Here is a 12,779-nt window from a genome sequence, read left to right on the forward strand (position 1 = left end):
AGCCAACAAACACGGGTTTTCGATAAAAACCCATGTAGAACTGAGGAGTAAATGTTGTTAGAAGTTTATTTTATAAACAAAAGCATAATCACCAATTTTTACTTTTGATGGTTGCATGATTAATGCGCTGCTAGTTTGTTCCCAAATGATGGTTTCATCACTACCTAAAAGTTCAATACTCTTAATGGTTTGATCTTTATTAGATAATGATTTAATGTGAATAGGTTCTGTAGACCAATCTAAAACTGTAGCATATAAGGTTTCTCCTTTTGTAGTGAACCGAATATCTTTTGCTGTATTGTCTTTATTTTTATGTTCGCTTAAATGACCTTCAATCACTTCAGCAGGGCCTTCCCCATAAATTTTCCATGGTCGAGTTCCGTAAATAGCTTCTCCATTAACGGTTAACCATTCGCCCATCTGTAATAGTCGCTTTTCAACTTCTTCTGGAATAACACCTTCTGCAGTAGGTGTTATATTTAATAGAACGGCTCCATTTTTGCTTACAACATCGACTAAAAAATCGATTAATCTGTTGGTTGATTTATAAGCCGGATTCTGAATATTACTCCAAGCATTCCAATCTATAGAATCATCTGTTAACCAAGTGAAGTCTTTCTTTTCACTCATTCTAGAACGTTCTAAATCTAAAACTGCCGATCCTACCGCTAAATCTGTAAACTTATAAGTAACCACAACATCTTTACCTTTAGCTAGTCCTTGATTATAAAAATTGGCTAAAAATTGTTTTCTATAGTCTTCACCTATAATATCCATTTTATTATCAAACCAAACAATATCCGGATCGTATTTGGTTGTTAATTCGGTCAACCTATCCAACCATTCTTGATTAAATTTATCATCTGGTAAAGGATTTGTTGATTTGTTTGCCATAACAAAAGTGCCCTCCGGAACTTTTGGTCCATAAAGACCTTCATAAAGCGGATTAGAAGCATCAGTATTTTCATCCCAGGTAGGATACCATGAATATAACCAATGACGATGATAAGTGGTAATAAATTTTAAACCTCTAGCTTTTATTGCTTTTTCCATTTCGCCAACAACATCTATTTTTGGGCCCATATCTTTAGCATCCCATTCTGTTAAATCACTATCCCACATGGCAAAACCATCGGCATGTTCTGCAATAGGCCCTGCAAATTGCGCACCTGCTTTTACGAATAAATCGGCCCAAACATCAGCATCGAATTTTTCAGCTTTAAACATGGGTATAAAATCCTTGTATCCAAATGTATCCAAATTCCCATAGGTTTCCTTATGATACTTATTTATATCATGCCCTTCTTTATACATCCAAATAGAATACCACTCATTTTTATATGCCGGTACAGAATATGGTCCCCAATGAAAATAAATACCAAATTTTAAATCTTTATACCATTCTGGAACTTCATATTTCTGCAATGATTCCCAATCTGCTGTATATTTTGGTGTACGTAATTCTTTTGCTTTTGAACCTTTTTTAGAGGAACATGATAATAACAAAAGAAAAATTATGCTTTTTATAAATATGCTTTTGTTCATAAAAGTTGTTTTTATAATCCTAAAATAACTTCAGGATAATCGTTTAATGCCATTTCATCTATATCCTCTTGTTTAATGTTAGTTTTCCAAACGTATACATGCTTTAAACTCGTTATCTTTGCAATAGTTTGTAAACTTTTTGAGGTTACTTGAGTACCGTATAGATTTAAACTCGTTAAACTTTTTAAATTAACTAATTCAGTAATAGCAGTATCTGACAAAGGATTTTTATTTAATTTCAGCTTTTGAATGTTAGGTAATTGACCAACTATTTTCAAGCTTTCATCTGTTAATTGATTATCCTCTAAAGATAACCAAATAATATTCTCTTTTATGGTAAGTAATTTCTCAAGTTTCTTTAAAGCCGCTTGACCATCACCTTTAACCACTGTATTTGGAGCCAAAACAACCTCATACAAACCTGAATCGAAAACGAGTTCTCTTAAAGTAAACCCTTCTTTTTCAAGGTCTACAATTTGATTAGCTGTTACCACACTTACTGTTGGTAAAGCAATATCTGCTCCTTTTACTACTGAACTAGACAAACCTAACATAGTGCTTGCAATACCCGAAATATCTTCTGGAGTTTCAACGTTTGCAACTGTAGCATCAAAATTTCCTTTTGCGTTATCTATCCAATAGGTTAATATGGCTATTTCTTCTTCTGTTAAAGGTGTTTTTCCTTCTGGCGGCATAAAATCATCGTGATGCGGTTCTAAAAGTACACGCTTAATCATTTCCGATTCCGAGGCATTTCCTGAAATTAATATTTTACCGTTTTTCCCTCCTTTTAAAATCGCTGTAGAATCGTGAAAAGATAAACTTCCTTTTTTCTTACTTTCATTATGGCAACTAGCACATTTATTATCTAAAATAGGACCTACCAAATGATTAAAAACCTGAGCATCTTCTAACTTTGTTACAGCTACAAGTTCTGTTTTTTCTTCTTTCCCGAAAGGGGAATATTTTAATAAATAATCACTTCCATGTGTTAAGTTACCTCCATAATGACCTGTAACACTTAATAGAATAACCAATAAGGTTAGTGATGAAATATTAGGTTGCAAACGATTTAATTTGGCTATTTTTATCTTTTCTATTCGAATTAACCATGCTAAAAAAGCAATTGCCGTAGTTGCTATACCAAACCAAAAGTGCGTATCCAACGCGTCTGCTTCATAATCGCCACTTAAAGATAGCATATATCCTAGAACACAAGCGACTGCACCACTTATTGCGCCTAAAAGCAATGCCAAAGGAATACCTGTAGTTAACATTGGATTTTTTTTCCATCGACTAAAAACCTCCAATACAAAAGCAAAAAACAAAAAACCGATAGGCAAATGCACTACAAGTGGGTGAAATCTACCTAAAAACAATACAAAATCTGGAACACTATTATCCATATATCTTTTCTTTATATTTTTTAAATGCGTTCTAATTTTAAAGGAGGTGTTTTGTCTGCTCTCCATTGGCAGATATATAAGTTTTTATCATTATCGACACAAACATCATGACCGTGAGAAATTGGTCTATCGGTTAATTGATACGATTTTTGAAGTTCTCCATTTACATAAATAGGTGCTGTTGCTCCTGGGTTTGAAACCACCTTATCACCTTCTAAAATAGTAACAAATCCTGTTGGTTGTGTCCAATCTGTTTTTCCTACTTCGGGCTGAGACCAACAAACACCAGCATATAAATTAGTATCATCAAACACCGGTCTGCAAACTTGCATATTCGGTAAGTGTAATGTTTTAATATACTTACCATCTAGCGTAAACCATTTAAAACTAGCTTGATTTCTAGAGGTTACAACAACCATTGGGTTGCCTTTTTCTCTATAATCTATAGCTACGCCGTGAGCACTCATTATTTGGTAATTTTTATCAGGATTATCACTTCCTCCCCAATGTCTTATGTATCTGCCGTTATAATCATATTGAATAATTCTACTCATACCATAACCATCGGCCACATAAATATCGCCATTAGGCCCAATAGCTGTTTCTGTAGGACAAAAAGATTCTCCTGGTTTATAAATACCTATAGTAATTGGATGACCGATATCGAAAACAACACGACCATCCATTGTGGTTTTACTAATACGACCATTATGTTTTGTCCAGCCTCCTTGTTTGTTTAAAAACCAACCAGAATCGGCCAAAAACAAGAACTCTTCTCCACCTTCGTCTGATATCGTTAAACCATGTCCACCCGGATAAGCCGTTCCCCAAGAATCTATTACATTCCCAGATTTATCGAAAATGATTACGTTATTTTTTGGATGATCTCCAATCATAACTAATCGGCCTTTACTGTCCATTTGCATTTCGTGGCAGTTAAGCAAAGGTGTTTCAATGGAGCTCATTTTAGCCCAATCTTTTATTAATTTATATTGATAATCGCCATGACCTAAAATAACTTCTTTGCCCTTTGGTTTTCTCATAATATGAAATCCAAATGACGGCATAGCTGTTAAAGCAGCCCCAGCTAAACCTGTTTTTTTTATAAAATTTCTTCTTGATGACATAACTTTTAGGATTAGGTTAATAAATCTTTTACAACATGACCATGAACATCTGTTAATCGATATCGGCGCCCTTGATGTTTAAAGGTTAAACGCTCGTGATCTACACCAACTAGATGCATTAGTGTTGCATGAAAATCATGTACATGTAAAGGATCCTTTATCACATTGTAACTAAAATCGTCTGTTTCCCCATAAGAAAACCCGGGCTTAACACCTGCTCCAGCCATCCACATTGTAAATGCTTTTGGATGATGATCTCTTCCGTGATTTTCCTTTGTTAATTGACCTTGAGAATAAACCGTTCTTCCAAATTCGCCTCCCCAAATTACAAGGGTATCATCTAGCATACCACGTTGCTTTAAATCTTTTATTAAAGCTGCTGTACCTTGATCTGTTTTTTTACATTGATGCTTTAAGCCACCTGGACAGTTATTATGCTGGTCCCACCCTTGGTGATATAATTGAACAAATTTCACTCCTTTTTCTAATAGTTTTCTCGCCATTAAACAGTTTGCAGCATAGGTTCCAGGGTCTCTACTATCTTTACCGTATAATTCAAAAATATGATCTGGCTCATCAGATAAATCGGCTACTTCCGGAACAGAAGTTTGCATTTTAAATGCCATTTCGTACTGAGACATTCTTGCCTGAATTTCAGGATCTCCGTAAGCATCATTTTGAATATCATTTAAACCTCCTAAATAATCCAACATGTGTCTTCTATCGTTACCATCGTAATTTTCAGGATCGCTTAAATACAATACCGGATCTTTACCAGATCTAAATTGTACACCTTGATGTTCTGTTGGTAAAAAACCATTACCCCACAAACTCGATTTTAGAGGTTGCCCTTTTCCATTTTTTGAAACTAATGTTATAAACGTTGGAAGGTTTTCATTATCGGATCCTAAACCATAGCTTAACCAAGAACCAATTGATGGTCTACCTGGTAATTGATGCCCAGTTTGCATAAAGGTTATAGCCGGTGTGTGGTTAATTTGATCGGTTTGCATGCCTTTCATAAAACATAAATCGTCAACAACTTCAGATAAATAAGGCATGGCATCACTTACCCACGCTTTAGATTTTCCGTATTGTTTAAAATTGAATGTAGACGGCGCAATTGGCAAGGTACTTTGGCTGCCACTCATCCCTGTTAAACGTTGCCCGCCAATAATAGACTCTGGCAATTCTTTACCAAACATATCGACCAACTTTGGTTTATAATCGAATAAATCCATTTGCGAAGGTCCACCACTTTGAAATAAGTAAATTATACGTTTTGCTTTAGGGAGATGGTGTGGTAAGCCCAGTCTGTTTTTATTGTAGTTCTCTAGAATTATATCTTCCTTAGTTTTGCTGCCTGTAGCACCAAACATTTTTTCTGCCCCAAGTAAGCTACTTAGCGCTATGGCACCTAGACCTAAAGAGGTTTTCTTTAAAAAATGTCTTCGGTCTATTTGCCGTTCAATTTTTTGTAAATCTCTATTGTTAGATGTTAGTTTATTGTGGTGATCGTTACACATAATGTCTTTTCTTTATTTAGAGTTTAGCTTTTTATCTTTTGGTTATGCTAGCATCAGCATTCATAATAGTACTTGCTACAACCGCATTTGCCGCAATAAGGGCTTTATTATCTGTTTCAGCGATTTCAAAAGCACCAGTTTGGAGCCATCCTTTTGCCTTCTCTAGATTAGCATCAAATTTTTTAAATTCCTCTTTTTGCAAAGCAGTTAATAAATCTAATTCTTCATTGCTGATCTGGCGTCCCGTTAACCTCTTAAAAGCACTGGTAATTCCCGTTTTTAAATCATCGGCTTCTGTAATTTGTTTTCCTAAAACTCTAGAAGCTTCTATGTAAGTAGGATCGTTTAAAATTACCAAAGCTTGAAGTGGTGTATTTGTTTTTTGCCTACGAGTAGTACACAAATCTCTTGTTGGTGCATCGAAAATTGAAATTGTTGGGTTTGGTACGGTACGCTTCCAAATAGTATACATACTTCGCCTATACAAACCTTCTTCTCCATCTTGCACATAAGTATCACCGTTTACTTTCCATAAACCTTTTGGTTGGTATGGCCTTACGCTTTCCCCTCCTATTTTGGTGTTTAATAAACCTGAAGCATATAAGGCATTATCACGAAGCATTTCTCCAGATAATCTGGTTGATGGGCCTCGTGCTAACCATTTATTTTCTCCATCTACAGCTAAAAGTGCTTCAGTAATAACAGAGCTTTGTTGATAGGTGCTAGACATCATTATGGTTTTATGCAAAGCTTTTACATCCCAACCCGATTCAATAAATTGAATAGCCAACCAATCTAATAATGCTGGGTGACTTGGTAACTCACCTTGGTTTCCAAAATCTTCTGACGTTTTTACAAGTCCTCTACCAAAGATATTTTGCCAATATCTGTTTACTGTTACTCGAGCTGTTAACGGATTATCTTTATGCGTAATCCATTTTGCAAGCCCCAATCTATTTTTAGGCATATCTTCCGTCATAGGAAATATATCTTCGGGAGCATTTGGAAAAACACTATCCGTAGGAGAATCATAATTACCTCTATCTAGAATATAAGTTTGTCTATTAAGCTTACTCTCCTTCATCACCATAATTTGCTTAATAGGATCTATACTATCTGCTAACACCAAACGCTTTTGTTCTAAATCTTTAAGCGCAGAACTATAAGCTTCAGAATTATTAGCTAAATAATACTCAGCTAATTTTTCTTTTTCAGTTTCATTTAAATCCGCTAATTCCTTTTGCTTAATTTTATCTAAATTATCAGGGTTTGCAATTTGTAAAACTTCAATTTCTGTTAATTCTTTATTGAATACCATAAGGTCATCAATAGTAGCATCTTTAATTCCTTTTCCTCTCCAAACTGCTCCAATACGTAAACCAGGTTCTAGACGCGGACTATCCTTACCATATAATCTTAAGCCATGAAAAACAATGTCTTTATATAAATTATCAAACACAGTTTTAGTTTGTAATTTTTCACCATCCATAAATATAGACACGCCATTTGCTTTACTAGAACCATCATAAGTCATGGTTAATTGCACCCATTTTTCTTTTGGCACATCGTTAAGCGACTCTACAACAATAGCATTATCTGGATATACATGCGCTAATAAGGCTTCTATTTTATTATCCTTAATTTTTAAGTGATACCCTCTAAAACTATGCAGTTCCGGACTATTCATTTTATGAAAAATCACGCCTGTTTCTAAGTCTTTAGGAATGTAAACCTGAATGCCAATACTAAAAGGTTGACTTCTTTGGAAAATACCAATGTTATCTAAATCCAACCAAGTATCACCATTCATAAAAAGACCTTTACCACTTGCTCCTTTTTTATAAATAGCCTTTTCGTTATCAACAAATTGCTGACGCATTCTTATTTTATTCTGCCCATTACCACCTGCTAAATTGATAAGTTTTTCATTATCAAAATTAAATGCAGCAACTAAGCCATTAGGTTGCTTTTTTGATGGTATTTTTTTGAATTGATTACTAGCAATCCATTTTTCGGCTTTAGGCTTTTCTTTACTAGTTGTTGTTTTTACTTTTTCTTCGGAATCGTCTACTAAAGTTTCTAAGTAGGCTAAAACCTCTTCTTGTTCTCTAGTAGGAAGCATCATTGCAGGCACTGGTGTTGCCAAATCCCACGGAATTAATCCCGTTTCGTCTACATTATTGAAAAAACTGTACATTTCGAAGTAGTTTTTCTGAGAAATCGGGTCGTATTTATGGTCATGACATTTAGCACAAGCATAAGATAAACCTAACAAACCTTGACTAACAGTTGCGGTTCTATCTGCTACATATTCCGATCTAAACTCTTCATCAATAATACCTCCTTCAAGATTTTGAGGGTGTAATCTATTAAATGTTGTTGCTAATTTTTGCTCTCGTGTCGCATTTTCGAACATATCGCCTGCTAATTGCCAGGTAACAAACTCATCATAAGGCATGTTTTTATTAAAAGCTTCAATAACCCAATCTCTCCAAGGCGAAGTATCTCGATATCTATCATTACTATACCCATGTGTATCTGCGTAACGCGAAAGATCCATCCAATCCAAAGTCATGTGTTCACCATAATGAGGCGATGCTAAAAGACGGTCTATTTGTTTCTCAAAAGCATTTGGCGATGTATCTTTTACAAAAGCATCTAATTCTTCTAAAGTTGGAGGTAACCCAGTTAAATCGAAAGAAGCACGACGTAATAAAATTTCTTTATCCGCTTTTTCTGAAGGTGATAATTTTAAGTTCTCTAATTGCTTAACAACAAAATTATCAATGGTATTTGAAACAAATTCAGTTTGCTTTACCTTAGGTATTTCTGGTTTTTCGGGTTTTAAAAAGGCCCAATGTTCTTTATACTCTGCTCCTTCTTCAATCCATTTAATAAGAACTGCTTTTTCATAATTGGTTAAAGTAAGATGAGATCCGGGCTCGGGCATAATTAAATCTGGATCATCCGAAATAATACGATGAAAAAATTCACTTTTTTCTAAATCCCCTGGTGTAATAGCTACTTTACCTGGCGATTCTGGCAACTCGGCATAGGCTACATCTGCTGTATGCAATTGTAAACCACCTTTAATATTACCTGCATCTGGCCCATGGCACAAATAACATTTATCCGACAAAATAGGTTTAACATGCTGATTAAAATCTATGCTTTTTGGTAGCTCTTTATAAGCTACATAAACAGCTTCTGGCAAATCTGGTCCGCCACACGAAAACATAAATAACACCCCTAGAATCAGGGTGTAAAAACTCATACCTTTGAACATAAAATTATAGTTAGTTGATCTTTCAAAGATAATTTTTACAATTCCGTTAAAACTGTATAAATCAGCCCTAAAAATACACATTTCCGACATGTTCAGTTATTGTCAAGTATAAAACACACCTTTTATTTGTAGTTTTATGAGTGAATTGGTGTAATTTTGAAAACAGTCTCTTTAAAAAAATCAGTAATCAAACTAATCAAAAAAAATGTTAGAAATTTTTCAGTCTTTAAGATTAACATTACTTAATACCGGTTATGCCAAATTAAATGCTCTATGGGATTTTGATAACGTGATTAGTCCGTTTACTCGCATGTACTATATCACAAAAGGCTCAGCAAAAGTTTACCACAGTAATAAGGTTTTTGATTTAAAACCAAACCATATTTATCTCGTACCAAGTTACACTTATGCTCGATATACCTGTGAAGACTACCACGAACAATACTATATAAGTTTTTTAGAAGATATTAGTAACGGACTTTCTATATATGGAATAAAAGATTTTGAATATGAAATTGAAGCAGATCAAAACTGTCTTTACTATTTTCAGCGGCTCGTAGAATTAAATAATAACAGAAAAATAAAAAACAGTAACCCAAAAACATACGACAATCGACCAACTTTGCAAGATTTTATTAAGCAAAACGATACGTTAAACGCCAAAGAGTTACTGGAAACCCAAGGGATTTTGACCACTTTGTTATCCAAATTTATAACCAACCACAAAATCAATAAAGACCACGTTACCCCAAATAAAGCTATATACCTAATACAGAACTATATTAATGAAAATCTACATGCACCAATAACTATAGACGAATTGGCTAACAAGTGCCATTATAGTACAGATTATTTCTCAAGACTTTTCTATAAAACTCATGGCATTAGACCTAATAAATATATACAATCCAAAAGGATAGAACGCGCGCAATTACTGTTATTAACCACAACTAGTTCTCTTAAAGAAATTGCTCAAAAAGTAGGATTTGAAAACTTAGCATACTTTTCTAGAACCTTTAAAAAACATACTAAAAAAACACCCGCTGCTTTTAGAAAAGAGCAAGTCACCATATAATCAATACTATAATTATTCCATTAATCAAATGTGTTATAAAACAATACATTTATTATGTATCAACCTAAGTAACAACTTTACTTTTAAATTTTAAAAGTAGCTCTATAAATGCAATATTTAATTTGCTCTAATTAAGTTTTAAAAATATAAATCTACTAAAAAAAAAACGGCCTTCAATATTGTATTGTTTGGCTTAATGGAATTCAAATAAAAATCACTAAAACCAAATAAACTAAAAATGAATTTAAAAAATCTAAAACCCATGCTATGCTTTTTTATAAGTATAGCCTTATTTAATTGCAAACCCGCAGAAGACAACAAAATTGTTACAGAACATATTAAAGATTTTAATTTTGATTGGAAATTTAAATTATCAAACGATAGTATTTCTCTAGCCAGCGATCTAGAATTTAATGATGAAAATTGGAGAACACTAAATTTACCACATGATTGGGCTGTAGAAAGTAAATTCGATTCTTTATTAGCTAATGATGCCAAAGCAACCGGTTACTTAGCAAGTAAAGGTTATGGTTATTATAGAAAAACCTTTGATAAACCTTTCAATGAAAACGAAGTTACCTATGTTCTTTTTGATGGGGTTTACAACAATTCTGAAGTTTGGATTAATGGTAAAAAATTAGGATTCCACCCTTATGGCTACTCTCCTTTTTATTTTAATTTAAGTTCGTATTTAAATAAAAACGGAAAGAACAACGTGCTAACCGTAAAAATTGATCATACTAGATATGCCGATAGTCGTTGGTACACAGGTGCTGGTATTTACAGAAATGTACAGCTTGTTACGGCTAACAAAATACACGTTCCGGTTTGGGGAACATTTGTTACCACACCAGAAGTTTCAACTGAAAAAGCAACAGCACAAATAATAGTTTCAGTAAAAAACGATTTTTCTTCGGAAGAACATGTTGTCGTAAAAACAAGTATTGTTAATCAAAACAATATAGAAGTTGCCTCGACTAGCAGCAACTTAAGTCTTGCAGCGAATAGTTTAAAAGATATTATTCAAAATATTGAAATAGCTAATCCATCGTTATGGGATATTGACAACCCGAATCTTTACAAAGCCATAACGACCATTATAAAAGAGGACCAGGATATTAATACTTACGAAACTGATTTTGGAATTAGAACTATAAAATTTGACACAAATAAAGGCTTCTTTTTAAATAGCCAAAACATGAAAATCAAAGGTGTTTGTTTACACCACGATGCTGGTCTTGTTGGTACCGCAGTGCCAAAAGGTGTTTGGAAACGCAGACTGCAAATTTTGAAAGATGGAGGTTGTAATGCCATTAGAATTTCGCATAATCCAGCATCAACAGAACTTTTAGACCTTTGTGATGAAATGGGCTTTTTAGTTCAAGATGAATTTTTTGATGAATGGGATAACCCAAAAGACAAACGCCTAAACCAAAACGAATCTAAAAGCACCGATTATATTACCCGTGGTTATGGTGAGCATTTTCAAAAATGGGCTCATAAAGATCTAGAGGCTGTTATGTTAAGCCATAGAAATCATCCTTCTATTTTTCAATGGAGTATTGGAAACGAAATAGAATGGACCTACCCAAGAAATGCAGCGGCTACAGGATTTTTTAACAATATGAACTGGAATGGAAACTATTTTTGGGATGAACCTCCATATTCTGTTGAAGAAATTAAGCATCAACTAGAAACCTTACCTAGAGGAAAATATGATATTGGCGAAACAGCGCAAAAACTTTCAAAATGGACTAAAGCTCTAGATACAACACGTCCTGTTACAGCAAACTTTATTTTACCTTCTGCTAGCCATTTATCTGGGTATGCCGATGCTTTAGATGTTATTGGCTATAGTTACAGACGTGTGTTATACGATTATGGTCATAAAAACTACCCAGATAAACCTATAATGGGTACCGAAAATTTAGCACAATACCACGAGTGGAAAGCCATTATGGAACGCCCTCATATTTCTGGAACATTTTTATGGACTGGTATAGATTATATGGGTGAAATTAGATCGCCTTGGCCTGTTCGTGTTCAACCTTCTGGTTTATTAAATACTGCTGGATTCAAAAAAGGATCGTACCATATGATGAAAACATTATGGACTAACGAACCACACCTTTATATTGCTACTCAAAACATTGAAAAATCATTAAATAAAATAGATTCTAACGGCAAAATCACTGCTAAAAACCCTGAAAAATGGAAGCATGCACTTTGGGAATGGCAAGACGTAAACGAACATTGGAATTATAATACAGACGCAATGATATCTGTAGAAATATATTCTAACTGTGATGAAATAGAATTGTTTTTAAATGAAAAATCTCTTGGCAAAAAGAAATTATCAGATTTTGAAGACCACATTTACAAATGGGGCGTTCCTTTTGCTGATGGTAATTTAGTTGCAAAAGGCTATAAGGATAGAAAAGAAATAACTTCTGAAATAATTACAGCAAGAAAGGCAACGCAAATAAAGCTTTCTACAGAAGAAAAATCTATCAACGCCAACAATTATGATGTTTCGCATATTATTGTACAATTAACTGATGATAACGGTAACCCTGTTAAAACGGATAACAAAGAAATTACTTATGAAATAAAAGGAAATGCCAAATTATTAGGAATTGATAATGGATGGAAAAAGAGTGTTCAAAAATTTCAAACTAACGTGAATACAACCTATAACGGAACCACTTTATTAATTATACAAGCTATGGACAAAGCGGGTGATGTTGAAGTTATTGCAACATCGGAAGGCTTACCTTCTAGCTCTATAAAAGTAAATATTAAATAAGCTTTTCA

The 12,779-nt window shown here is 33.9% G+C and carries 7 protein-coding genes; 2 read left to right on the plus strand and 5 right to left on the minus strand.

Annotation, left to right across the window (positions count from 1 at the left end; genetic code table 11):
- Window positions 1-57: 57 nt before the first annotated feature.
- Genes BM246_RS02525 through BM246_RS02545 form a run of 5 tightly spaced genes read right to left on the minus strand, consistent with a single transcriptional unit; the run spans window position 58 to window position 8,878 of the window.
- Window positions 58-1,545 carry an alpha-L-fucosidase gene (locus BM246_RS02525; RefSeq protein WP_074935655.1) on the minus strand — a complete coding sequence of 496 codons (1,488 nt, stop codon included), beginning with the start codon at window positions 1,543-1,545 and terminating at the stop codon, window positions 58-60.
- A gap of 11 nt (window positions 1,546-1,556) precedes the next feature.
- Window positions 1,557-2,951 (minus strand): DUF2231 domain-containing protein, encoded by a 1,395-nt coding sequence (locus tag BM246_RS02530; RefSeq protein ID WP_074935765.1) that lies wholly within the window; start codon window positions 2,949-2,951, stop codon window positions 1,557-1,559.
- Window positions 2,952-2,971: 20 nt separating this feature from the next.
- The gene (locus BM246_RS02535; protein ID WP_074935656.1) at window positions 2,972-4,078 is read right to left on the minus strand and encodes a twin-arginine translocation signal domain-containing protein; all 1,107 of its coding nucleotides are present in this window, start codon (window positions 4,076-4,078) and stop codon (window positions 2,972-2,974) included.
- Window positions 4,079-4,089: 11 nt separating this feature from the next.
- A complete protein-coding gene (locus BM246_RS02540) occupies window positions 4,090-5,604 on the minus strand; it encodes a DUF1501 domain-containing protein (protein WP_074935657.1) in 1,515 nt (504 codons plus the stop codon).
- A gap of 31 nt (window positions 5,605-5,635) precedes the next feature.
- Window positions 5,636-8,878 carry a DUF1553 domain-containing protein gene (locus tag BM246_RS02545; protein ID WP_139221831.1) on the minus strand — a complete coding sequence of 1,081 codons (3,243 nt, stop codon included), beginning with the start codon at window positions 8,876-8,878 and terminating at the stop codon, window positions 5,636-5,638.
- A gap of 217 nt (window positions 8,879-9,095) precedes the next feature.
- Here BM246_RS02545 and BM246_RS02550 point away from each other — a divergent pair, with 217 nt between their 5' ends.
- Window positions 9,096-9,965, plus strand: a complete 870-nt coding sequence (locus tag BM246_RS02550; RefSeq protein ID WP_042504575.1) for an AraC family transcriptional regulator — start codon at window positions 9,096-9,098, stop codon at window positions 9,963-9,965.
- Window positions 9,966-10,203: 238 nt separating this feature from the next.
- Window positions 10,204-12,771, plus strand: a complete 2,568-nt coding sequence (locus BM246_RS02555; RefSeq protein WP_231961806.1) for a glycoside hydrolase family 2 TIM barrel-domain containing protein — start codon at window positions 10,204-10,206, stop codon at window positions 12,769-12,771.
- Window positions 12,772-12,779 lie beyond the last annotated feature (8 nt).

This window comes from Algibacter lectus (genome assembly GCF_900112395.1).
Taxonomy (GTDB): domain Bacteria; phylum Bacteroidota; class Bacteroidia; order Flavobacteriales; family Flavobacteriaceae; genus Algibacter; species Algibacter lectus.